Source organism: Paenarthrobacter sp. RAF54_2, from assembly GCF_052113945.1.
Taxonomy (GTDB): Bacteria; Actinomycetota; Actinomycetes; order Actinomycetales; family Micrococcaceae; genus Arthrobacter.
In genome coordinates this window covers 129,966-153,202 of sequence record NZ_JBFRDV010000007.1, presented here as the reverse complement: position 1 = coordinate 153,202, position 23,237 = coordinate 129,966, and the positions used below count along the sequence as shown (strand labels likewise).

The following is a 23,237-nucleotide window of genomic DNA, read 5'->3' as shown; positions in this document are numbered from 1 at the left end:
TCCCCTTTCATCACAGGGCACGCTTCCTGGGGCCCGGTACCTGGGCGTCCGATTCGCGCAAGTACAAGGGTGTGGAATCCAAGAGTTCCTGCCCTGCCGTCAACCGGGCAAGCGCGACCTGGCCAAGGGAAGCCGCGTCCGGTTGGGTGTCGGCAAAGTCTTCGTCGGCGCGGAGGACGTCGGCATACAGTCCAGCGCCGGCCCCGAACACGGGAAGATCCGGCAAGTCCGAGGCGAAACCCACATGCGGTCCGTCGATGAGTTGGGGAAGCTGGCCCTCCTCGAGGACGTACCGCGACCAGTAGACCTCTTTGCGTCGGGCGTCAGTGGCCACCAGGAATTCGGGAGCGGCGGCAGTGGACTCCGCCACTTCAAGGGCTATCGCATCAAGGCTCATCAACCCATACAGGGGCTTGTTCCAGACGAAGGCCAGGGTGCGTGCGGTTGCTATGCCCGAGCGCAGCCCGGTAAACGGTCCGGGCCCCACCCCTGTGACGATCACGTCAATGTCCGCGCCGGTGACCCCTGCTCCGGCCAGGAGTTTCTCGATGCCGGGCGCAAGGACTTCGGCATGGCTTCGCGTGTCCTCAGTGGCGAAGGAATCCAGCACGCCTTCCATGGCAACGTCCGAAATCAGCGCAGCACTGGCCACTGCAGAGGTATCGATGGCCAGGATCAGCATCAGTGGCCTCCTTCAGAGATCGTGGTTTCAAGAAGCTTCGGTGCCTCGGCCCAGCGGGGGCCGAAACCGCGGAAAACGATGGTGCGGGGTTCGTCGTCGTCACCAGTGTCAAAGTCGAGCACCATGCCGCCGCTGTCCGCAACGTTGGCCGGCACAGCACCCACAGACCGGTGAAGATCCACTTCCAGACGGCTGTCCGAGAGGTGCTCCACCCGGTCCCGCCCCCACTCCACCACGGTTACGGACGAGTCCATGGTGTTCTCCAGATCAATGTCATCGATCTCAGCAGCTGATTCCAGCCTGTAGGCATCGACGTGGACCAGGTCCGGGCCACCGGGGCGTGGTCCATCGGGAAGGTTGGGATGAATCCGAACCAGCACGAACGTAGGCGAGATGATCCCGGCACGGACGCCTAAGCCTTCTCCCAGACCCTGGGTGAAGGTCGTCTTTCCAGCACCCAACTCCCCGGTCAGGATAAGGAGATCCCCCGCCTCAAGTACCCCGCCCAGTGCTGCACCGAGCGCGTGGGTCTGCTCCGCCGTCGTGACCTTCAGGCTGCGTTCCCACAGCGGTTCGCTTGGTTCGGTCAGTGGTTCGTTCACAGCGTCGCCGATTCCGATGCGGCCTGGGTGCCGCGTTGTACCTTCGGTTGTGCCTCCGGCCGCGCCGGAGCCTCATTGACGTAGCTGCGAGGCACGCGCGGGCTGATGCGCGTGACGATCTCGTAGTTGATGGTTCCCGCTGCGGCCGCCCAATCATCCGCGGTGGGACCCCCATCGGCACCGTCGCCGAACATCACGGCTTCGGCGCCCTTGAGGCCGGCCGCTTCTTCAGAGGTGAGCGGTCCAAGATCAATCACCATCTGGTCCATCGCGATCTGGCCCACCACAGCGTAGTTGACGCCGTTGACGCGAACTGGTCCGCCAGTGGCGACGCGCGGGACGCCATCCGCGTAGCCCAGGGGAATCAAGCCGAGGGTGGTCTCCTGGCTGGTGTGGTACTTCAGGCCGTAGGAAACGCCTTGCCCTTTCGGCACCTTTTTGCAGTTAGAGAGGAGTGTGCGGACGCTCATAGCAGCGTGCAGGCCAAGTTCGGCGGAGGTAACCCCTTCGAAGGGCGACAACCCGTAGATGCCGAGCCCGACGCGGATGAGGTCAAAGTGCGAATCCGGCCGGGACAGCGCAGCGGGAGTGTTGGCGATGTGCCTGACCTCAGTATCGACGCCGGCATCCTCAGCAATGGCGAGCGCGTCACGGAAAACCGCTAATTGCTCGTCCGTTTCGGGTCGGTGCGGCTCGTCGGCCACGGCAAGGTGAGAGAAAATGCCAACGACGCGAAGCAGGCCTTCGTCCTGGTATTCCATCGCCTGGCCCACCAACTGGTCCCAGTCGCTGATCGGGCAGCCATTCCGCCCCAGCCCTGTATCCACCTTCAAGTGGACCCGTGCGGGGCGCTCCTGTTCGCGGGCGGCCGCCACGACGGCGTCGAGTTCCCACCCGGAAATCCCGACGTCGATTCCAGCGGCGACTGCGGCTTGGAAGTTGCTTTCACGGGTGTGCAGCCACGCCAACAGGGGTGCTTCAATGCCGGCGGCACGTAAGGCGAGCGCCTCGGAAATGTGGGCGACGCCGAGCCAGGCCGCTCCGGCGTCGAGGGCGGCACGTGCCACCTGCAAGACGCCATGGCCATAAGCGTCGGCCTTCACCACAGCCATGACGGAAGCCGGGGAGGCAATAGCAACAAACTGGCGAACGTTGTGCCGCACGGCCTCAAGATCGATCACGGCGGAACGCTCCAGCACCGCTGACTTTGCTATGGAGGCCTTGGACCCGATCCCGATATCTGCAGCTGCTTCGTAAGTCACCCTAGAGATTCTAGTGGTGTGGGTGAAGAGGGGTTAACTGCCGGCTCTGCTACTGGGCGTCTGACAAGTGGGCGATCGTGGCGCGGGCTCGCCGTTGGGCTTCGGCGGGGATGTCCTTCACGATCGGCTCAAGGAACGCGAAACGCCGCAGCCACTGGCTCGATTGGCGTTCCTTCCTCGCGTTGGCACGCTGCCACCAGTCCGCGATGTCGCCCCAGCCAGGTGCAGCGAGGGATCCGCCAACTTGTTGTACGGCCAGCGAGGCACAGAGGTTCGCGAACCGCAGGCGGTCCCCCAATCTCCACCCTGCCAGAGAGCCCACAATGAAGGCCGCCCCGAAACAATCACCGGCGCCGGTCGGATCGTACGCAGACACAGGCAACGACGGCACCCATTCCTCTTCGCCCGTCTCCGAGTCCACGGCCATGGCGCCCTGCGCACCTAATGTCACCACAGCCACTGGAACGCGATCGGCCAAGGAATAGAGCGCCGCCCAGGGATCGGTCTTGCCCGTGAACGCCATGGCCTCCGGGGCGTTGGGCAGGAAAGCGTAAAAATGTTCCAGTTGGTCCAGCCTGCGCTGGGACCACTCTCCGCTCGGGTCCCAGCCCACCACGCCGAAAAGCTTCGTTCCCCCTGTCTTCGCCGCCAACATCCACGGTTCCAACTCCTCGTCCAGATCCGCGACGGCGGCGAGTGCCTTGGGTGGCTGTCCGATCAGCTCCGAGGCCTTGATCGGCGCGGGGTGCCCGTGGGTGACCATGGATCGATCCTGGTTCACGCACATGGACACCGTCACCGGCGAGTGCCAGCCGGGGACGCGGCGCGACAGGGACAAGTCCACATGCTCCTGGCCTTCCAGGATCTGCCAGTTGTAATCCCCGTAACCGTCGTCCCCAAAGGCTGCGGCCAAGTTGGTCCTCAGGCCAAGCCGGGCTGCTGCGATCGCTTGGTTGGCAACCCCGCCCGGGCAGCTGCCCATGCCTTCGCTCCACACTTCAGTTCCGGGCTCGGGAGAGTGCGGGAGTCCCGTGAAAATGATGTCCTGGAAAACCGTTCCTGCCAGGAGAAGGTCGCATTGACCATCGCCCTCCTTGCGCACGGCGGCAAGAGGGTCAAAACGTCGCTGGGGCATTGCGTCCATGCACGGCACACTACGCTGCGCCTTCCGGGCTGCATAGACTCGGATCATGCGGCTCATGATCGCCGGTGGCGGCGGATTCCGGGTACCCCTTGTGTACCGTGCCTTATGTACGGGTCCGTTCGCGGGACTGGTGGACGAGGTGGTGCTTTACGACGTCGATCCCGCACGTCTCGCCGCCATCGAAGCGGTCCTCCACGATATGCCCACCCCGGAAGGCTCCCGGCCCGCCGTCGTGATTTCCACGGACCTGTTGCAGGCACTCACCGGCACCAATATGGTCTTTGCGGCGATACGCCCTGGTGGAACGGAAGGCCGGATCGCCGACGAACGCGTGGCCTTGGACCTGGGTTTGCTGGGGCAGGAGACCACGGGCGCGGGCGGTATCTCTTACGCCCTCCGCACCATTCCGCACATGCTGGAGCTTGCCGAGGCCATGCTGCATCACTGCCCGGATGCGTGGCTCATCAACTTCACCAACCCCGCCGGGATGGTGACCGAGGCACTCGTGCCGGTGCTGGGACGAAAGGTCATTGGGATCTGTGATTCCGCCGGCGGCCTGGTCCAGCGCGCGGCAAGGGCCGCCGGTTCACCCCTCCAAGAAGGCACGCTCGACGGCGTGGGCTACTTCGGGTTGAACCACCTCGGCTGGCTGTACCGGCTGGCACCCGGTGGCCGAGACCTCCTGCCTGGCCTGCTATCGGATCGTAGGGCGCTCGAAACAATCGAAGAAGGGCGTTTGTTCGGCCAGCACACCCTGGAGAAACTTGGCTGCCTGCCCAATGAATACCTTTACTACTACTACGAAACCGGGCAGGCCACGGAAGCCATCCTGAAGCAACGCGAAACGCGTGGGGCCTCCATCCACCAGCAACAGAGCACGCTCTACCCTTCCCTGGTGGAATCCGCCAACGCCTACGCCCTGTGGGATGCGGCCCGGCGCTCCCGGGAGGAAGGCTACTTGGCCGAGGCCCGTACTCACGGGGAGCACCGCGACGAGGAAGACCTCGCCGGGGGCGGCTATGAGCGTGTGGCGTTGTCCGTGATGCGGGCTCTATCCGGAGGTGGGACGGCGCAGTTGATCCTCAATGTGCCCAATTCGCCCGTCTCCCCGTCCTCGGCTGGTGAGGCGGAAGTCGCCGTGCCCGGGCTGCCGGGGGACGCCGTCGTCGAAGTTCCGTGCGAGGTAACACCCGACGGCGCCCTGCCGCTTGCGCAGGAACGGCCGGGTGGGCAGTTCCTCACCCTGATGCAACACGTCAAGGAAGTGGAGCGGCTGACGGTCCGGGCAGTGCGGGACGGTGACCGCGACGCTGCAGTGGAAGCCTTTGCCGCCCACCCGCTGGTAGGTTCTGCGTCGCTGGGCGCGCAACTCCTTGACGGCTACGAGGCAGCCTTCCGGGATCTGCGGGGACTCTGGAAATGATTTGTGTGGGCTCCTAGAGCTTCCGGTACATCACATGCAGGCCGACGTAGCCGATTTCAGGGTGATCGAAGGCCTCAGGGACCGTGGCCAGGATGCGGAAACCCATCGATTGCCACAACCACACCGCGCGGACGTTGCTCTCCACCACAGCATTGAATTGCATGGAGCGGAATCCTGCCGCTTTGGCTTCTTTTAACGAGTAGGCACACAGCGCCCGTGCAATTCCCTGGCCCGAATGTTTGGAGCTCACCATGTACCCGGCGTTCGCCACATGACTGCCGCCACCGGCCTGGTTCGCATGGAACTCGCCGGTGCCCAGGACCTCGCCTCCGGGGTGCGGCCCATCCGCAGTACGCACCGCCACAAACGTTTGGCCCGGCGCTTCCTTCATCCACTTGTCACGGGCAGCTTCTTCAGTGGTGTCGCGGTCCCAGGTGAAGGTCTCCCCCTCACGGATGATGGGCTCCATGACGGACCAGATACCGGGCCAATCTTCGGATGTGGCTGGGCGAATGTCGAAAAGGGTTTCTTGGCTCACAGCGCACACGCTAGCAGCCTTGTCCACTTAGCCGGGATTGCTTGTCCACATAGCCAGGATCGGCGCCATGTAGTGCTCGGCTTCAGGAGTAGTGTTTTCTGCAGGGCAAAAGTGGTTTGGCTTCACAAGTTGGCTTCACACGAAGGAGGAAAGTGTGCCGTTGATCCGGCGGGTGGCATTCCTTTCACTGCACACCTCCCCCATGGAGCAGCCAGGGGCAGGTGACGCTGGGGGGATGAACGTCTATGTGCGGGCACTGGCCCTCGCACTGGCGGAGTCCGGCGTAGAGGTAGAGATTTTTACCCGTTCCACCAAAGCCGGCCAGGCCGCCGTCGAACATCCCGGTCCAGGTGTATGCGTCCACAACGTCCTGGCCGGACCACGGCGGAAAGTCCCGAAGGAAGAATTGCCTGCCCTGCTCCATCAGATGGTGGAGCAGATCGATCGAATCCGGCACGAGCAACCGAACGGCCGCTACGACGCCATCCATTCGCATTACTGGGTGTCCGGGGTTGCGGGTCTGGAACTCTCTGAGCTCTGGGGTGTTCCGCTGATCCACACCATGCACACCATGGCGAAGGTCAAGAACCTTGTTCTCGAGTCCGGTGAGCGCCCCGAGCCGCGGCGTCGGGAGGAAGGCGAGCAGAGGATCGTTGATGGAGCTACCCGTCTCATCGCCAATACAGCTTCCGAGGCAGACGAGCTGGTCTCCCACTACGGTGCAGATATCGACAGGATCGACATCGCGCCTCCGGGGGTCGACCTCCAGATCTTCACGCCATCATTCCGTCGTAAATCCCGAGCCCAGCGCGATGTCAGGCCGGACAGCTTCCATATTCTGTTCGCGGGCCGGATCCAACGGCTCAAGGGTCCCCAGGTCTTCGTCAAAGCAGCCGGCATCCTGCGAAAGCGCAGGCCAGACATCGATTTGGAAATGACCATTCTGGGCTCGCTCAGCGGCGCCAAGGACTTCAACCTGCAGCACATCATCGAGGAGGCCGGGCTGGCTGACATCGTCACGCATCGTCCGCCGGTTGTAGCGCCCGAGCTTGCCAGCTGGTTCCGCTCCGCCGATGTCGTAGTGATGCCCTCTTTCAGCGAATCCTTCGGACTTGTGGCCTTGGAAGCACAAGCGTGCGGGACCCCCGTGGTGGCCACCAACGTTGGTGGGCTCTCTCGCGCCATCTCCGATGGCCGGACAGGCATCCTCGTGGATGGTCACGATCCTTCCGACTGGGCTGATGCCCTCGAGGATTTGTACGACGACGTCCAGACACGCGAGGACATGGGCCGTTTGGCCGCAACCCATGCCGAATCCTTTGGCTGGCAGCGCACTGCTGCGATCACCTTGGAAAGCTACCGCGAATCTGTCAGCGGCCTGCTGGTCCCCCGGCGGTGAACCTCACGCGGTTACTGGCTGCTGACTGATAGATTGTCGCGCACAGCGTAGGCGGGCGCGGAGCGTCGGCCCACACAGCGTAAGCACTAAGCCGAAGGACAACGATGTCTGAAAACAAGGGCCTGAGCGATCTTGAGATAGCCCATAGCGCCACCATCCTGCCCATCGAAGAGATTGCACGACGGGCGGGCATCAACGTGGACGCATTGGAACTGTATGGGCCCTACAAAGCCAAGATCAATCCGGCCAAGCTTGTGCTCCCTCAGGGCAAGGCGCCCGGCAAGGTAGTCCTCGTTTCAGCCATGTCCCCCACCCCTGCGGGCGAAGGCAAATCGACAACCACTGTAGGGCTCGCCGATTCCCTCGCCCGTGCCGGCCACAAAGTGATGATCGCACTCCGCGAACCCTCACTCGGGCCGATCCTTGGCATGAAGGGCGGGGCAACCGGAGGCGGCTACTCGCAGGTGCTGCCCATGGACGATATCAACCTCCACTTCACCGGCGACTTCCACGCCGTCACCTCGGCCAACAACGCCCTCATGGCACTGGTGGACAACCACATCTTCCAAGGCAACAACCTCGGAATCGACCCCCGCCGCATGACGTTCAAACGGGTCATCGACATGAACGACCGCTCCTTACGGGAAATCATTATCGGGCTGGGTGGTCCGGCCCAGGGCGTACCCCGGCAAGATGGCTTTGACATCACAGTGGCCTCCGAGATCATGGCCGTTTTCTGCCTCGCCACGGACTTGAACGACCTTCGTGCACGCTTGGGCCGCATCACTTTCGGCTACACCTTCGACCGCCAACCCGTAACTGTTGCGGACCTTGGGGTGGAGGGTGCCCTGACTCTGCTCTTGAAGGACGCCATCAAACCAAACCTTGTCCAGACCATCGCCGGGACGCCGGCACTGGTCCATGGTGGGCCCTTCGCCAACATTGCCCACGGGTGCAACTCGCTCATAGCAACCCGGACCGGGCAGCAACTTGCGGACATCGTGGTCACCGAGGCTGGATTCGGCGCGGACCTGGGTGCCGAAAAGTACATGGACATCAAGTCGCGCATCGCTGACGTGGCGCCGTCCGCCGTCGTTGTCGTGGCAACGATCCGGGCGCTGAAGATGCAAGGCGGAATTCCAAAAGACAAACTCAGCGAGCCCAACGTGGACGCTGTAGCCGCTGGGGTGGAAAACCTCAAACGCCATGTTGGGAATGTCGCCAAGTTCGGCATTTCGCCGGTCGTCGCCATCAACAAATTCAACACCGACACCGACGAAGAACTTCAGTGGCTGCTGAAGTGGTGCGCAGCGGAAGGCGTGGAAGCCGCCGTCGCCGATGTCTGGGGCCGTGGCGGCGGAGGCGATGGTGGGGATGAGCTCGCGTCCAAGGTGGCAGCGGCAGTGCAAGGGCCATCAAATTTCCACCACTTGTACCCACTGGAACTTTCTGTGGAGGACAAGATCCGGACCATTGTGCAGGAGATCTACGGCGCAGACGGCGTCGAATTTTCTGTCCCGGCACAGAAGCGACTTGTGGACATTCAAAAAAATGGCTGGGGCGGGCTCCCCGTCTGCATGGCCAAGACGCAATACTCGTTCACGGACGACGCATCCAAGCTCGGGGCGCCAAAGGGATTCCGGGTACACGTGCGCGAACTCATCCCCAAGACCGGCGCGGGCTTCATTGTCGCGCTGACCGGTGCCGTCATGACCATGCCCGGACTGCCCAAGGAACCGGCAGCCATGCGCATGGACGTCGATGCGGACGGCAAACCCACAGGCCTCTTCTGACCTTCTCTCACATCGTGGCCGCTTTCCACCGATCCTCTATCACCTCCAGGCCGCTTTCCTCCGATCCTCTATCACCTCCACCGGCATACCACCGACGCTCTATCACCTCCACGCCACTTTCCACGGATGCTCTATCACCTCCACCCGCCTTCCCACCGATCCTCTATCACCTCCACCCGCCTTCCCACCGATCCTCTATCACCTCCACCCGCCTTCCCACCGATCCTCTATCACCTCCACCCGCCTTCCCACCGATCCTCTGTCACCTCCACCGGCATAACCACCGATCCTCTATCACCTCCGCACGATCCCCAAAAGGTTGACGGTACGTGAGAGAGCAACCGTCCAAATCCGGTGGTAAGTGAGAGAGGGACCGGCGAAAAGCGTCAGGATGTGAGAGAGCATCGGAAGCACAAAAGACGCCCTCCCACGGGAGTGGGAAGGCGTCTTTTGTCAGCGCTCGGTCTTTAAAGGGCGCGGGCTTTAGCGCTCGGCTTTAGCGCTCGATGTCGCCGCGGATGAAGGCTTCAACCTTGTCGCGGGCCAGGTCGTCGTTGAACTGCTCCGGCGGGGACTTCATGAAGTAGCTGGATGCGGAGAGCAGCGGGCCCCCAATGCCGCGGTCCAGGCCAATCTTCGCGGCGCGGATGGCATCGATGATCACACCAGCGGAGTTCGGGGAATCCCATACTTCGAGCTTGTATTCCAGGGAAACGGGAGCATCACCGAAGTTGCGGCCCTCGAGGCGGACGAAGGCCCACTTGCGGTCGTCCAGCCAGGCAACGTAATCGGACGGCCCGATGTGGACGTCGTCAGCGTGAAGCTCGGCCTCAACGTTGGAGGTGACGGCCTGCGTCTTGGAAATCTTCTTGGACTCAAGGCGATCGCGCTCAAGCATGTTCTTGAAGTCCATGTTGCCGCCAACGTTCAGCTGGTACGTGCGGTCCAAGGTGACGCCGCGGTCCTCGAACAGCTTGGCCATCACGCGGTGGGTGATGGTGGCACCGATCTGGCTCTTGATGTCGTCGCCCACGATCGGAACACCCGCTGCAGTGAACTTGTCAGCCCACTCCTTGGTGCCAGCAATGAAGACGGGGAGGGCATTGACGAAGGCCACGCCAGCGTCGATGGCGCACTGGGCATAGAACTTGGCAGCCTGCTCCGAACCAACGGGCAGGTAGCAAACCATGACGTCTACCTTCGCTTCGCGGAGGACAGCAACGATGTCGACGTCCTCCTCGGGAGCTTCGACGATGGTCTCGCGGTAGTACTTGCCCAAGCCGTCAAGGGTATGTCCACGCTGGACGGTCACCCCGGTGGCAGGGACGTCGGCGATCTTGATGGTGTTGTTTTCGCTGGCGCCGATGGCGTCGGCCAGGTCCAGTCCAACCTTCTTGCTATCAACATCGAAAGCAGCAACGAACTGAACATCGTTGACGTGGTACTGGCCGAACTCGACGTGCATCAGACCCGGGATCGTGGCCTTGGGGTCAGCGTCGCGATAATACTGAACACCTTGGACCAGCGATGCGGCGCAGTTTCCTACGCCGACAATGGCAACACGAATCGGATGTGAAGACACGGAACTCCTTTTGAGAACTAAACCTCAGGTGCCAGGCGCAAACTCTGACTGAGCTCAGAGCACGACTGATTGGCACGGCGCCAGTTGGCGCACACTTGCATTGTAGCCAACAGAGAAGGGGCCGGCTTTGTTCCCGCCGGCCCCTTCTGTTTTATGTCTTTTCCCTCGGTTTACTTCTGCGCCCACAGATTGATGTCGGATTCGACCGCGAACTCATCGATCGCAGTCAGCTCATCAGTAGTGAACTTCAGGTTGTTGATGGCACTCAGCGTGTCTTCAAGCTGCGCAACGCTGGACGCCCCAACAAGCGCGGATGTTACGGGAGAGCCCTTCGGCTGGTCACGGAGAATCCATGCAATGGCCATCTGTGCGAGGGTCTGTCCACGGCCTTCGGCGATGGCGTTGAGTCCCCGAACGCGGTCCAGCTTGTCCTCCGTCAATGCGGATTCAGAGAGGAACCGTTCCTTTGCGGCCCGTGAGTCAGCCGGAACACCGTTGAGGTAGCGGTTGGTCAGCATCCCCTGGGCAAGAGGAGAGAAGGCGATGGAGCCGGCGCCCACCTGGTCCAGTGCCTCGTAGAGGTTCGGCGAACCGTTCTCGGTCCATCGGTTCAGCATGGAGTAGCTGGGTTGGTGGATGAGCAGAGGGGTGCCGAGTTCCTTCAGGATTCGGGCTGCCTCGACCGTCTGCTCGGGGGTGTAGGAAGAGATACCCGCGTACAAGGCTTTGCCGGACCGGACCGCGTAGTCCAGCGCCCCCATGGTTTCCTCCAACGGCGTCTCGGGGTCCGGACGGTGGCTGTAGAAGATATCGACGTAGTCCAGGCCCATCCGCTGCAGGGACTGGTCAAGGCTGGAGATCAGGTACTTGCGGGATCCCCATTCACCGTACGGGCCCGGCCACATGTAGTAGCCGGCCTTCGTGGAGATGACGAGCTCATCACGGTACGGCTTGAAGTCGTCCTTGAGGTGGCGCCCGAAGTTCGTTTCTGCCGATCCGTCCGGCGGGCCGTAGTTGTTGGCGAGGTCGAAGTGGTTGACACCCAGATCGAAGGCACGGCGCAGGATGGCGCGCTGTTCGTCGAACCGCTTGTCGTCGCCGAAGTTGTGCCAAAGGCCCAGCGAGATAGCGGGGAGCTTGAGACCACTGCGTCCAACGCGGCGGTAGGGCATGGTTTCGTAACGGTTTTCCGCAGCCGAATAAGTCATACGTACCATCCTGCCACTGCACAGATCACCGTGTTCGGGCTGTCCGCAATGTGGGCGCCGTCACCCTTGTCACTGCTCGCTTTGCTGGACACGCACGACGGCGGCGCTCCCACCGGGCAGGGTCAGCGAACCGTCGTCGAGGACTACTTCCGTGTCGGTTGCCAGAAGCAGGGACCCACCCATAGGCGAATCCAGCGGCTCGTCACCAAAGTTGCACACCACGCGGATGGCGCCGCGGGTCATCTCCAGCCAGTGCTCGTCGTCGTCGAACTCCACCGTGGTCGCGCCAAAACCTCCGTTCACCAGCTCCGGCGTATTCCTGCGCAGCTGTGCTAAATCCCGATACAGCTGCAACAGGCGGGCGTGGTCCCCGGCGCTGGGCTCGTCCCAGTCCAGCTTTGAGCGCTTGAAAGTTTCCGGGTCCTGGGGGTCGGGCACAACGGCAGGGTCCCAGCCCATTCGTTCAAATTCCTTGATCCGGCCCTTCGCTGTGGCCTCCCCCAATTCCGGTTCGGGGTGCGAGGTGAAGAACTGCCACGGCGTGGAAGCCCCGAATTCCTCGCCCATGAAAAGCATGGGTGTGAAAGGGGATGTCATGGTCAGCACTGCGCCGATCGCCAGCCGACCAAAAGATAGGGATGCAGTTAGCCGGTCACCGGTGGCGCGGTTGCCGATTTGGTCGTGGTTTTGCAGGCAAACTACCAACGCGGAAGGATGCGCGAGGTCGTGCCGGATCGGCCGACCGTGGTGGCGTCCCCGGAAGCTTGAGTAGCTGCCATCGTGGAGGAAGCCGTGCTCGAGGACCTTGGCGAGGACAGCGAGGGAATCGAAGTCCGCGTAGTACCCGGTGGTTTCACCGCTAAGGTTCACGTGCAGGGCGTGGTGGAAGTCGTCGCTCCATTGGCCTTCCAAGCCATATCCGTTGTCCTTACGGGGATAGATGAGCCGCGGATTGTTCAAGTCCGATTCTGCAATCAGGGTTTTGGTAACCCCGGTTTCCGCTTCGATCTGATCTCCCAGCGCGCCAAAGTCCTCAAGGATGTGCACGGCACGTTCGTCGCGCAGGGCGTGCACGGCGTCTAGCCTGAGCCCATCCACGTGATAGTCGCGGAGCCACATCGCCGCGTTCTCCAGGATGTAACGGCGTACCTCGTCGGAGCCCGGACCATCGAGGTTTACTGAATCGCCCCACGTGTTCCCCTCCCCGGATTTCAGGTAGGGGCCAAATTTGGGCAGGTAATTGCCACTGGGTCCAAGATGGTTGTAGACCACATCCTGGATGACGCCCAGGCCTGCGGCGTGGGCGGCGTCGACGAACCGTTGGTAGGCCTCCGGGCCACCGTAGGGCTCGTGGACGGCGTACCACAGCACGCCGTCATAACCCCAGTTGTGAACTCCGTTGAATGCATTGACCGGAAGCAATTCGATGAAGTCGACGCCCAGGTCAACCAAATAGTCGAGTTTCCCGGCGGCTGCGTCCAGTGTGCCTTCGGGAGTGAACGTGCCCAGGTGGAGCTCATAGATGACGGATCCCTTGAGGCTGCGCCCCTTCCACTCACCATCCCCCCAGTGGTAGGCGGCAGGATCGAAGGTAGCGGACAATCCATGCACCCCGTCCGGCTGCCGCCTCGAGCGCGGATCGGGAAACGGCCCCTCGCCGTCCACGATGTACCCGTACGCAACTGCGTCACCTTCCTGGCCAGTGACCTCTGCGGACGCGCGCCACCATCCTGTAGCGCCGCCGTCGTGGATTTGTTCCATGGCGTGCTCGCTACCTCCGGCGAGCAGCTTCACAGATCCGGCGTTGGGCGCCCAGACGTCATAACGGTTTTTTCCAGCAGCGTGCTCCAGCATCGTGTCCCCTGTGCTTGTTTTAGCTTGCGTTGCAGTGGCGGTGTTGGTTTGGGTGTTCGTGTTCAGCGGATCAGTCAGCGGGCACCAGCAGTGCGACCGGGTAGTGCTCCAGCAGCGTAGCAACCGCGACGGAACCGGCGTCGTACGTGGTCCCGGTCAGTTCGTCATGGCAGTTGACCGGCAAGTCGATGGCCGTATCCCGCCAACCGCCTTCACGGGCGAGGCGCTTGGGCAGCCGCGTGCCAACGGTAATGGCACCGGGCGCGTCCACACCGCGGCTGAATGCAACCACATGCTCAGCTGCCGCGCCGCTCGCGTGCAAAGGCCCGTAGCCGCCGAACAGCTCTGGCCGGTCCCGACGCAACCTGAGCGCCCTGGAGACCACCAGCAGTTTGGCAGATTCGTCCGTGAACTCAGGCCGCGCACCAGCATCGAGTTCCGCGAGCGCCGCGGTCCGGGCTTGGAAGTCCACTGGTCGCCGGTTATCGGGGTCAGTCAGTGACCCATCCCGGAACTCTGTGCCCTGATAGACATCCGGAACGCCGGGCATGGTCAATTGGATGAGCTTGGCTGAGAGCGAGTTCGAAGTTCCGTAAGGTTCGAGTTCCTCCACGAAATTCTCCAACGCGGCAGCGACCTCGGGGACGTCAAAAACGGCGTCGACGGCGGCAGCCAAATGACGCTCGAAGTCCAGGTTGGGGTCGGTCCAGTTGGTCGAATTTCCGGCTTCGCGGGCGGCCTTGAGCGCATACGATTGGAGGCGCCCACGATCGGCGGGCCAAGCGCCTGCAATGGACTGCCAAACTAGGGCGGCCAGCGGACCGTCCGGGATGGGCGCCAGCTCCTGGACAGTGCCAAGGAAGAGTTCCCATTCGGGGACAGATTCGGAAATCACCGAAATCCTGGCCCGGGCGTCCTCGCTGCGCTTGGTGTCGTGGGTGCTCAGCGTGGTCATGGAGAGCGGGATCTCTGCCTGACGACGTGTCATGCGCTCGTGGAACCCATCAGGGGAAAGCGTAAATTCACTGGGATCAGCGCCCACTTCGGTGAGCGTCCCCAAGCGTGTGTAGCGGAAGAATGCGGTGTCCTCCACACCCTTGGCCATAACCATGCCGGAGGTCTGTTGGAAACGGCGGGCGAGTTCCCCTGTGGTATCAGTCAGGAGAGGCCGAAGCCCGTTCAGCACAGACCGGAGCCCGGGCCGATGTTGCCCAGCGCGTTCTATGGCTTCTTCCAGGATTTCCTGGCCGTGCGGAAGGTAGGTCCTGTAGACGGGGAACCAGCAAATAATCTCGGCCAGGGCATCGGCTACCTCGTCCCGCGGCAATTCTGGTGACTCGGGAACAAGCCGGGACAACCGGAGGATTTCGGACCTCAGGATGCCATCGGCAATGCGCCGTTTGGTCCCGTGGATCATGTCCTCATAGTCGGCCGGTTGAGCCGCATCCCGCAGCCGGGCATCGAGGGAGTCCAGGTATTCCTCGGCCGCGGGATCGACGAACAGACGGTCTACGTCCGCCAGTGCGTCATACCCTGTGGTGCCTTCGCAATCAAAGGTTTCCGGCAGTTTCTCTCCCGGCTCAAGGATCTTCTCCACCAGGAGGTACGCCCCGCCCGTCTCCTTGCGAAGCCTTGCAAGATACCCTTCAGGATCCGCCAGCCCATCGGGGTGATCGATCCTGAGACCATTCACCAGCTCTCCGCGGAACCATCGCACGATTTCCTCATGCGCCTCATCGAATACCCACGCAACCTCGACGCGGACGCCTGCCAGGGTATTGACTGCGAAGAAGCGGCGGTAGTTCAATTCAGCGTCCGCGCGGCGCCAGCCCACCAGTTCATAGTGCTGCCGCGAATGAACCTCCTGCGGACTGTCTCCAGCACTGAAGCTGCCCTCGGCCAACGGGAAACGGTGATCGTAGTAGTGCAGTTCGCCGTCCACCACAGTGAGTTGCCCAAGGTCGTCATCGCTGCCGAGCACGGGGATACGGATCTTTCCGCCGCCGAAGTCCCAGTCGACGTCGAACGCTTCCGCGTACTTGGACGAGCGACCCTCCTTCAGGAGCTGCCACCACCAGGCATTCTGTCCTGGCGAGGCGACACCCATGTGGTTGGGAACGATGTCCGCCAGGATGCCAAGTCCTTTCGAGCGCGCGGCCTTGGACAACGCAGCCAGACCCTCGGCTCCGCCACGGGCAGGATCCACGGACGAAGGATCCGTGACGTCATAACCGTGGTCTGAGCCTTCTTCCGCGGTGAGGATCGGCGATACGTAGACCCAATCGACCCCAAGGTTGTGCAGGTACCCGGTGAGTTCCGCGGCGTCCTGAAGCGTAAAGCTTTGGCGGATTTGCAGCCTGTACGTTGACACGGGGGTCCTCATGAGTCCGCCTTCTTCGAAGTACGGCGCCTCCGTGCGGGTTTTGATTCCGCAACGGGTGGATCTCCCCCGTCGGAAGCGCTGACCGCCTCTGACCCATTCTTAGACCGAGCGTTCGTCGACGAATCTGTCCGCTTCGAATCCACCGCAGGAGCCGTGAGCGACGCCGTTTCGGGCGTGCTCGTCTGACTTAGGGCGGCAAGGGAGGCGGCCACAGAGTGGTCCGGCTCAGACTCTGGTGTGCTGTGGGCACGAAGCACCACGAGTGACTTCGCAGCGATCATCAGGATCTGATCCGCCTTCACGACGTCTGAATCAGCGCCTTCACCCCCGGTGTCGATCATGACGTCCCACGCAGGGGCATATTCGTCTGATGGCACCCGGAACCCAACCTCGTCCGCGTCCGCATTGAAGTAGAGGAGGAAATTGACATCGGTGATCCGGCGGCCCTGTGTGTCCCGTCCGTGGATGCCGTCACCGTTCAAGAACACGCCAACAGAACGGCCCAGCGCGGTGTCCCAATCCGAGGGCGTCATGGTGCTGGCGTCGGCATCCAGCCATACGATGTCCGGAAGCCGCTCGCCCTCGCCTCGCAACACCGGCCGGCCATCGAAGAATCTGCTTCGGCGGAGGCTGGGGTGTTTGGCCCGCAGGGCGCTAACAGCAGCCGTGAACTCCACCAAGGGCTGGTCAACGCTATCCCAGTTGATCCAGGTGAGCTCGGAGTCCTGACAGTAACCGTTGTTATTGCCGTGCTGCGTCCTTCCAAGTTCATCGCCATGCAGGAGCATGGGGACGCCTTGTGACAGGAAAAGCGAGGCGATGAAGTTCCTCTGTTGTCGGGCCCTGAGGCCTAGAACCTTGGGATCGTCCGTGGGGCCTTCAACGCCGCAATTCCATGAGCGGTTGTGCGATTCGCCGTCGTTATTGCCCTCACCGTTGGCCTCGTTGTGTTTCTCGTTGTACGACACGAGATCGGCCAAGGTGAAGCCATCGTGGGCAGTGACGAAGTTGATCGATGCCACAGGCCGGCGCCCGGAGTGTTCGTAGAGGTCGGCAGAGCCTGTCAGACGCGAGGCGAACTCACCGAGCGTGGAGGGTTCTCCGCGCCAGAAGTCGCGGACAGTGTCCCGGTACTGGCCGTTCCATTCCGTCCATTGCGGCGGGAAGTTGCCCACCTGGTATCCACCCGGACCCACATCCCACGGTTCGGCAATGAGCTTCACCTGAGACACGACGGGGTCCTGCTGGATGAGTTCGAAGAAGGTTGAGAGCTTGTCCACGTCATAGAATTCGCGGGCCAGGGTGGACGCGAGGTCGAAACGGAACCCGTCCACGTGCATCTCCGTCACCCAGTAGCGGAGCGAATCCATCAGCAGCTGAAGTGAATGCGGACTGCGGACATTCAATGAGTTGCCGGTGCCGGTGTAGTCCATGTAGTACTTTTGGTCGTTCTCCACCAGGCGGTAGTACGCGGAATTGTCGATGCCCTTGAATGACAGGGTAGGTCCGAGGTGGTTGCCTTCAGCCGTGTGGTTGTAAACGACGTCCAGGATGACTTCGATCCCGGCGTTGTGCAGGGAACGCACCATGGCCTTGAAATCCTGGACCTGCTGGCCGGTATCACCCTTGGAACTGTAGCTGTTATGCGGGGCGAAGAAGCCGATGGTGTTGTAGCCCCAGTAGTTGTTCAGGCCCTTGTCCTGCAGGATCCCGTCATTGACGAACTGATGCACCGGCATGAGCTCGATCGCCGTGATTCCGAGCTTTTGAAGGTGGGAAATGACCGCAGGGTGGGCCACGCCGGCGTAGGTTCCGCGCTGTTCCTCGGGAACCTCTGGATGCAGCTGGGTAAGTCCCTTGACGTGTGCCTCGTAGATGACGGACTTGTGGTACGGAATCTTCAGTAGTTTGTCGCCGTCCCAGTCGAAGAACGGGTTAATGACGACGCCCAGCATCATGTGCGGTGCGGAGTCGGCGTCGTTCCGGGAGTCCGGGTCCCCCATGTTGTAGGAGAACAGTGCCGGGTCCCAGTCGATCTGCCGGTGGATGGCCTTTGCATATGGGTCCAGCAACAGCTTGTTGGGGTTGAACCGCTGGCCGGCATCGGGGTTGTAAGGTCCGTGCACCCGATAGCCATATTTCTGTCCCGGTTGGACTTGCGGCAGGTAGCAGTGCCACACGTAGCCGTCCACCTCGCTGACATCTACGCGGACTTCCCCGCCGTCGTCGTCGAAGAGGCACAGTTCCACTTTCTCGGCCTTCTCGCTGAACAGCGCGAAGTTGGTGCCGGTGCCGTCAAAGGTGGCTCCAAGCGGATAGGCCGATCCAGGCCAGACTTCCATGCGTTCTCCTCTGGTGATGCGGATAACTTGCTGCAAGCCTACTCATGACCCCTGACACGGACAGTAACCTTACGGTCTTGTGCGGTCGTATTCCGCAGTCAGCGAACCTATGACGCTCGGTACCGCTGCCAAGATCGCCGAGGCTGTAAGGGGGCCACCATCAAAATCTTTCGACGCGATCGCACCTGCTCGGCCATGAACACTGGCGGCAACCGCGGCCACAGCAGCCCAGCGGTCGTCCAGTTTCAAACCCAGGGCCGCGTACGCGCCGTCGTCGTCCTTGACCGAGTCCACAGATTGCGCCAGCAATGCGCCCAGAATGCCCGCCAGGACGTCACCGCTGCCGGCAGTCGCCATCCAGGCGGTGCCCTCGGACTGACTGAAAACAACGCCCGACGGCGAGGCCACCAGTGTGGTGGCACCCTTCAGCAGGACGGTGGCGCCGGTTTGTTCGGCTGCTTGCCGTACGAAGTGCAGCGGCCGGGACTCGACATCCTCGCGGGTCACGGCGACCTCACCCGTGGACGGAAGGGACGCCAGCAACGTGGCCAGCTCCCCAGCGTGAGGCGTGAGGATCCACTGTGCGGGACAACGCTCCGGCAGGATGCTCAAGGCTCCGGCATCGACGACGCATGGCAGCTCAGCGGCAATCGCTGACTCCGCAGCGTCCCCGGCACGTCCGAGTTGGTCCTCCCCGTCCACACCAGGACCAAGCAACCACGCTTGGACGCGGCCAGGCTCGTCCGTCTCCCACAGGGCCTCCGGCGTCCGCGTCAGAACTTGGCGTGCCGCAGATTCCGGCCCTACATAGCGGACCATCCCAGCGCCGGTCACTGCTGCCGCATGGACGCTCAGCACGGCTGCCCCGGCAAAACGAGATGAGCCGGCGACTACGCCCAGCACGCCACGGGAGTATTTATGGGAGCGGCGTCCGGGTTTGGGGAGCAAGGAATTCAGGTCCGTGGCATCAAGCCGGCACAACTCAGGGGTAGCCAGGGAGTCTTCGATCCCAATCTGCACCAGAACCACGCGTCCCGCACAGCCTTCGCCGGGGTCTGTCATCAAACCGGCCTTGATGCCACCGAAAGTCACAGTGACGTCGGCGTCCAACACCGGCCAGTGGACTTCCCCTGTGGTCGCATCCAGCCCGCTGGGGAGGTCGCACGCCACCACACAGCGGGGCTTCAGCTCCTGAAGGGAAGCAACAAACTCCGCAGAAGGATCACGCAATCCGCCCCGCGCGCCGGTGCCCAATAGGGCATCGATAATGACATCGTCACCAGCGCAGAGGACGGCAAGCTCCTCGGCATTGCCGGGATCCAGTCGCAGCACACGGCCACCCGCCGCCCGAAATGCCGCCAGAGCATCAGGGTGGACTTCCGCCGAGGCGAGGACCGCCGTCGTCCGCATGCCGCGGCGGGCAAGCATGGAAGCGGCAAAGAGGCCGTCACCGCCGTTATTGCCTTTGCCTGCAAGAACTGTGACGCTGGCGCCGGTCAGCTTGCGCCGGGCCTTGACCACGCGAACCACTTCCTGCGCCAGGCCGTAAGCGGCCCGTTGCATGAGAACAGCGCCCTCACCGGAGTCCAGGAGCGGTTGTTCCGCATCCCTGATCTGTTGTCCAGTGAAGGCGCTGATCATCGTTATGTATAGGTCCGTTTAGCCCTCGGCGAGGACATACGCCGTAGCGATGCCGCCATCGTGGCTCATGGACAGGTGCCAGCGCTTAACGCCCTTGGCATCAGACACGGCCAAGACCGTTCCTTTGACCTGGACGGTAGGACCATTCTGGTCAAGACCGATCCAGCAGTCCTGCCAATTCATGCCTGCGGGAGCACCCAGGACCTTGGCCACCGCTTCCTTGGCAGCGAAGCGGGCCGCGAGTGATCTGGTGTTGAGTTCGCGCTCCGCAGGAACGAACAGCCTGTCCCGAAGTCCGGGGGTCCGCTCGAGTTGCCGGGCGAACCGCTCGATGTCTACGACGTCTACGCCAATGCCAACAATCATGCGGTTATTCTACGGTCACGCTCTTGGCGAGGTTACGCGGCTGATCGACGTCGTAACCCTTCGCCCCGGCCAGTTCAGCAGCAAAGATCTGCAGCGGCACGGTGGTGAGCAGCGGCATGAGCAGCGTGGGCGTCTCCGGTACGTAGAACACGTGCTCCGCATAGTCCTTGACCGACTCGTCGCCTTCTTCAGCAATGACCAGCGTACGGGCACCACGTGCGCGGACTTCCTGGATGTTGCTGACAACCTTGGAGTGCAGGGAGTCACGACCACGCGGGGACGGGACAACCACGAAAACGGGCTGGCCGTCGTCGATCAGGGCGATCGGTCCGTGCTTGAGTTCACCGGCGGCGAAGCCCTCAGCGTGGATGTAGGCAATTTCCTTGAGTTTCAAGGCGCCTTCCAGGGCCACCGGGTAGCCAACGTGGCGGCCCAGGAACAAGACGGACTTTTCGTCCTTCATGCTGCGTGCGAGTTCGCGCAAGGGACCTGCGTTGTCCAGGATCTTCTGAATCTTGGCCGGGATCTTGTTCAGGTCCGCGAGGACGTCCTTGATCTGGCCGGAGAAGATGTTGCCACGCAGCTGGGCCAGGTAAAGGCCAAGCAGGTAGGCGGCAGTGATCTGGGCGAGGAACGCCTTGGTGGATGCAACTGCGATCTCCGGACCAGCGTGGGTGTAGAGCACGGCGTCGGATTCGCGCGGGATGGTGGAACCGTTGGTGTTGCAGATGGAGATCGTCTTGGCGCCCTGTTCGCGGGCGTAGCGGACGGCCATGAGCGTATCCATGGTCTCGCCGGACTGGCTGATGGAAACCACCAGGGTGTTGGCGTCAACGATCGGATCGCGGTAACGGAACTCGTGTGCGAGCTCCACTTCCGTGGGGATACGGCACCAGTTTTCGATGGCGTACTTGGCAACCAGGCCAGCGTAGGCTGCGGTACCGCATGCCAGAACGATGATCTTGTCTACCTGCTTGAGGAGCTCCGGATCGATGCGGACTTCGTCCAGCGTCAGCTTTCCGTTGAGGTCCGAGCGTCCCAGCAGAGTCTGGGCTACGGCGTCGGGCTGGTCGTGGATTTCCTTCTCCATGAAGGAGCTGAAGCCACCCTTTTCGGCAGAAGCCGGGTCCCAGTCAACGTGGTATTCCTTGCCTTCAGCGGGAGCGCCGAAGAAGTCTGTGATCTCCACGGAGTCCGCGGTGATGGTGACGATCTGGTCCTGACCGAGTTCCACGGCACGGCGCGTGTAGTCGATGAAGCCGGAAACGTCCGAGCCGAGGAAGTTCTCGCCGTCGCCAAGGCCAACCACGAGCGGGGAGTTGCGGCGGGCGGCCACGACGACGTCGGGCTGGTCCGCGTGGACGGCGAGGAGGGTGAATGCACCTTCCAGGCGCTGGCAGGCCAGTCGCATCGCGTGGGTGAGGTCGCCGCCGTTGCCGTTGAGTTCGTTGCGGAAGATGTCGCCAACCAGTGCGGCAGCAACTTCGGTGTCTGTCTCCGACTCGAAGGTGACGCCCTTACCCAGCAGTTCTTGCTTGAGCTCGGCGAAGTTTTCGATGATGCCGTTGTGAATCAACGCCAGACGCCCGCCGTCGGAAAGGTGGGGGTGTGCGTTACGGTCGGTGGGCCCACCATGCGTGGCCCAACGGGTGTGGCCAATGCCGGTCAGGGATTCGGGAACCGGGTTTGCTTCCAGTTCACTGATCAGGTTGCTCAACTTGCCGGACTTTTTACGGGACGAGATGGTTCCATCAGCCACCACTGCGACGCCAGCGGAGTCATAGCCGCGGTACTCAAGACGACGCAGCCCCTCCACGACGACGTCAAGGGCGCTGTGACCAGCTGCCTTACGAGACGAATTGCCAACATAGCCTACGATTCCACACATGGGTATAAGCCTAACGGCTAGGTCAAACAACTGATGTGGGACATCCCTTCTCCTCGTATTGCCAGTGACTGGTTAATCACCCACAATTCACCTTCACGTCGTCGCGCATTTCCTGATCCGCCGGGCTAAGGGCAGAATCAGAACGTGACTTTGCAACGCACCGAAGCAAACGGCGACGGCGCTTCCCCCTTTGTTGAGCTGGACCGCCAAACGTGGTCCCGGCTCGCAGCACAGATGGAGCAGCCCCTCAACGAAGAGGACATTTTCCGCCTCCGAGGCCTCGGCGATCCCCTGGATATGAAGGAAGTGCGGGAGGTATACCTCCCCCTTTCGCGGCTTCTGCACCTCTATGTAGAGGCTTCCCATCAACTTCACGCGGCGACAACCACGTTCTTGGGTGAGCAAACGCAGCGCACCCCGTTCGTCATCGGTGTGGCCGGTTCCGTGGCTGTTGGAAAGTCCACCATCGCCCGTGTTCTTCGTGAAATGCTGCGGCGCTGGCCGGGAACACCCAACGTAGAACTCATCACCACAGACGGCTTCCTGTACCCGCTGGCCGAGCTGAAGCGCCGGCATTTGCTGGAACGCAAGGGTTTCCCGGAGTCCTACGACCGACGTGCGCTATTGCGTTTTGTGTCGGAAATCAAAGGCGGAGCCGAGGAAGTCCGGGCACCGTGGTACTCCCACGTCACCTATGACATCGTCCCGGGCAAGGAAGTTGTTGTCCGCCGCCCGGACGTCCTGATTGTGGAAGGCCTCAACGTTCTGGCCCCTGCAAGACCCCGCATGGATGGCAAGCAGGGCCTCGCGCTGAGCGACTTCTTTGACTTCTCCATCTACGTTGACGCCAAGACCTCGTACATCGAGGAGTGGTACGTGGATCGATTCCGGAAGCTCCGCACCACGGCCTTCGCTCAGCCGGAGTCCTACTTCCACCGCTACGCCACCCTGTCCGACGAAGATGCCGAGTCAACGGCCCGCGGTATCTGGAAGCGCATCAATGAGCCGAACCTCGAAGAGAACGTGCTCCCCACCCGTGGCCGCGCACAGCTGGTACTCACCAAGGATGCGGACCACTCCATACGCCGCATGCTTTTGCGGAAGGTCTAAGTGGACATCCAACCTCAGCC

Annotated in this window: 17 protein-coding genes; 4 read left to right on the top strand and 13 right to left on the bottom strand. The window is 62.2% G+C overall.

What is annotated here, in order from left to right:
- Positions 1-10 precede the first annotated feature (10 nt).
- Genes tsaB through AB4Y87_RS09475 form a run of 4 tightly spaced genes read right to left on the bottom strand, consistent with a single transcriptional unit; the run spans position 11 to position 3,690 of the window.
- Positions 11-682: a tRNA (adenosine(37)-N6)-threonylcarbamoyltransferase complex dimerization subunit type 1 TsaB gene (gene tsaB, locus AB4Y87_RS09490; RefSeq protein WP_442004097.1), complete on the bottom strand. Its 672-nt coding sequence runs from the start codon at positions 680-682 to the stop codon at positions 11-13.
- Entirely contained in the window at positions 682-1,284 is a 603-nt protein-coding gene (tsaE, locus tag AB4Y87_RS09485) for a tRNA (adenosine(37)-N6)-threonylcarbamoyltransferase complex ATPase subunit type 1 TsaE (protein WP_442004096.1), read from the bottom strand. Before tsaE ends, tsaB begins: the two co-directional genes overlap by 1 nt.
- On the bottom strand, positions 1,281-2,546 hold the full coding sequence (gene alr, locus AB4Y87_RS09480; RefSeq protein WP_442004095.1) for an alanine racemase: 1,266 nt from the start codon (positions 2,544-2,546) through the stop codon (positions 1,281-1,283). The genes tsaE and alr overlap by 4 nt, the downstream gene beginning before the upstream one ends.
- Positions 2,547-2,595: 49 nt before the next feature.
- The gene (locus AB4Y87_RS09475) at positions 2,596-3,690 is read right to left on the bottom strand and encodes a carbohydrate kinase family protein (protein WP_442004094.1); all 1,095 of its coding nucleotides are present in this window, start codon (positions 3,688-3,690) and stop codon (positions 2,596-2,598) included.
- Between the two features lie 46 nt (positions 3,691-3,736).
- Here AB4Y87_RS09475 and AB4Y87_RS09470 point away from each other — a divergent pair, with 46 nt between their 5' ends.
- Positions 3,737-5,113, top strand: a complete 1,377-nt coding sequence (locus AB4Y87_RS09470; protein ID WP_442004093.1) for a 6-phospho-beta-glucosidase — start codon at positions 3,737-3,739, stop codon at positions 5,111-5,113.
- A gap of 13 nt (positions 5,114-5,126) precedes the next feature.
- Here the strand turns inward: AB4Y87_RS09470 and AB4Y87_RS09465 are convergent, their stop codons facing one another.
- On the bottom strand, positions 5,127-5,660 hold the full coding sequence (locus AB4Y87_RS09465) for a GNAT family N-acetyltransferase (RefSeq protein WP_442004092.1): 534 nt from the start codon (positions 5,658-5,660) through the stop codon (positions 5,127-5,129).
- A 145-nt stretch (positions 5,661-5,805) separates the two neighbouring features.
- On the opposite strand from AB4Y87_RS09465, the gene mshA reads away from it, so the two are divergent.
- Complete coding sequence (gene mshA / locus AB4Y87_RS09460) at positions 5,806-7,050, top strand: D-inositol-3-phosphate glycosyltransferase (RefSeq protein ID WP_442004091.1); 1,245 nt, start codon at positions 5,806-5,808, stop codon at positions 7,048-7,050.
- A gap of 104 nt (positions 7,051-7,154) precedes the next feature.
- Positions 7,155-8,843 (top strand): formate--tetrahydrofolate ligase, encoded by a 1,689-nt coding sequence (locus tag AB4Y87_RS09455; protein WP_442004090.1) that lies wholly within the window; start codon positions 7,155-7,157, stop codon positions 8,841-8,843.
- 496 nt (positions 8,844-9,339) lie between these two features.
- Here AB4Y87_RS09455 and AB4Y87_RS09450 read toward each other — a convergent pair whose 3' ends face one another.
- From AB4Y87_RS09450 to glmS, 8 genes are all read right to left on the bottom strand, one after another.
- The gene (locus AB4Y87_RS09450; protein WP_442004089.1) at positions 9,340-10,425 is read right to left on the bottom strand and encodes an inositol-3-phosphate synthase; all 1,086 of its coding nucleotides are present in this window, start codon (positions 10,423-10,425) and stop codon (positions 9,340-9,342) included.
- 170 nt (positions 10,426-10,595) lie between these two features.
- Positions 10,596-11,633 (bottom strand): L-glyceraldehyde 3-phosphate reductase, encoded by a 1,038-nt coding sequence (mgrA, locus tag AB4Y87_RS09445; protein ID WP_442004088.1) that lies wholly within the window; start codon positions 11,631-11,633, stop codon positions 10,596-10,598.
- Positions 11,634-11,702: 69 nt separating this feature from the next.
- Entirely contained in the window at positions 11,703-13,487 is a 1,785-nt protein-coding gene (gene treZ, locus AB4Y87_RS09440; protein WP_442004087.1) for a malto-oligosyltrehalose trehalohydrolase, read from the bottom strand.
- Between the two features lie 70 nt (positions 13,488-13,557).
- The gene (gene treY / locus AB4Y87_RS09435) at positions 13,558-15,870 is read right to left on the bottom strand and encodes a malto-oligosyltrehalose synthase (protein ID WP_442004086.1); all 2,313 of its coding nucleotides are present in this window, start codon (positions 15,868-15,870) and stop codon (positions 13,558-13,560) included.
- On the bottom strand, positions 15,867-18,212 hold the full coding sequence (glgX, locus tag AB4Y87_RS09430; RefSeq protein WP_442004085.1) for a glycogen debranching protein GlgX: 2,346 nt from the start codon (positions 18,210-18,212) through the stop codon (positions 15,867-15,869). The genes treY and glgX overlap by 4 nt, the downstream gene beginning before the upstream one ends.
- 69 nt (positions 18,213-18,281) lie before the next feature.
- A complete protein-coding gene (locus AB4Y87_RS09425) occupies positions 18,282-19,853 on the bottom strand; it encodes an NAD(P)H-hydrate dehydratase (protein ID WP_442004084.1) in 1,572 nt (523 codons plus the stop codon).
- Positions 19,854-19,871: 18 nt separating this feature from the next.
- Positions 19,872-20,219, bottom strand: coding sequence for a holo-ACP synthase (locus AB4Y87_RS09420; RefSeq protein ID WP_216925115.1), 348 nt, complete (start codon positions 20,217-20,219; stop codon positions 19,872-19,874).
- A 4-nt stretch (positions 20,220-20,223) separates the two neighbouring features.
- Complete coding sequence (gene glmS, locus AB4Y87_RS09415) at positions 20,224-22,107, bottom strand: glutamine--fructose-6-phosphate transaminase (isomerizing) (protein ID WP_442004083.1); 1,884 nt, start codon at positions 22,105-22,107, stop codon at positions 20,224-20,226.
- Between the two features lie 144 nt (positions 22,108-22,251).
- Between glmS and coaA the strand changes: the two genes are divergently transcribed.
- Positions 22,252-23,217, top strand: coding sequence for a type I pantothenate kinase (gene coaA / locus AB4Y87_RS09410; protein ID WP_223946540.1), 966 nt, complete (start codon positions 22,252-22,254; stop codon positions 23,215-23,217).
- Positions 23,218-23,237: the final 20 nt, after the last annotated feature.

What these genes read in the sequence shown, in the direction of transcription:
- tsaB (WP_442004097.1), bottom strand. Translation starts at nt 682, where the DNA reads ATGCTGATCCTGGCCATCGATACCTCTGCAGTGGCCAGTGCTGCGCTG.
- AB4Y87_RS09475 (WP_442004094.1), bottom strand. Translation starts at nt 3,690, where the DNA reads ATGGACGCAATGCCCCAGCGACGTTTTGACCCTCTTGCCGCCGTGCGC.
- AB4Y87_RS09470 (WP_442004093.1), top strand. Translation starts at nt 3,737, where the DNA reads ATGCGGCTCATGATCGCCGGTGGCGGCGGATTCCGGGTACCCCTTGTG.
- AB4Y87_RS09455 (WP_442004090.1), top strand. Translation starts at nt 7,155, where the DNA reads ATGTCTGAAAACAAGGGCCTGAGCGATCTTGAGATAGCCCATAGCGCC.
- mgrA (WP_442004088.1), bottom strand. Translation starts at nt 11,633, where the DNA reads ATGACTTATTCGGCTGCGGAAAACCGTTACGAAACCATGCCCTACCGC.
- treZ (WP_442004087.1), bottom strand. Translation starts at nt 13,487, where the DNA reads ATGCTGGAGCACGCTGCTGGAAAAAACCGTTATGACGTCTGGGCGCCC.
- treY (WP_442004086.1), bottom strand. Translation starts at nt 15,870, where the DNA reads ATGAGGACCCCCGTGTCAACGTACAGGCTGCAAATCCGCCAAAGCTTT.
- glgX (WP_442004085.1), bottom strand. Translation starts at nt 18,212, where the DNA reads ATGGAAGTCTGGCCTGGATCGGCCTATCCGCTTGGAGCCACCTTTGAC.
- AB4Y87_RS09425 (WP_442004084.1), bottom strand. Translation starts at nt 19,853, where the DNA reads ATGATCAGCGCCTTCACTGGACAACAGATCAGGGATGCGGAACAACCG.
- AB4Y87_RS09420 (WP_216925115.1), bottom strand. Translation starts at nt 20,219, where the DNA reads ATGATTGTTGGCATTGGCGTAGACGTCGTAGACATCGAGCGGTTCGCC.
- glmS (WP_442004083.1), bottom strand. Translation starts at nt 22,107, where the DNA reads ATGTGTGGAATCGTAGGCTATGTTGGCAATTCGTCTCGTAAGGCAGCT.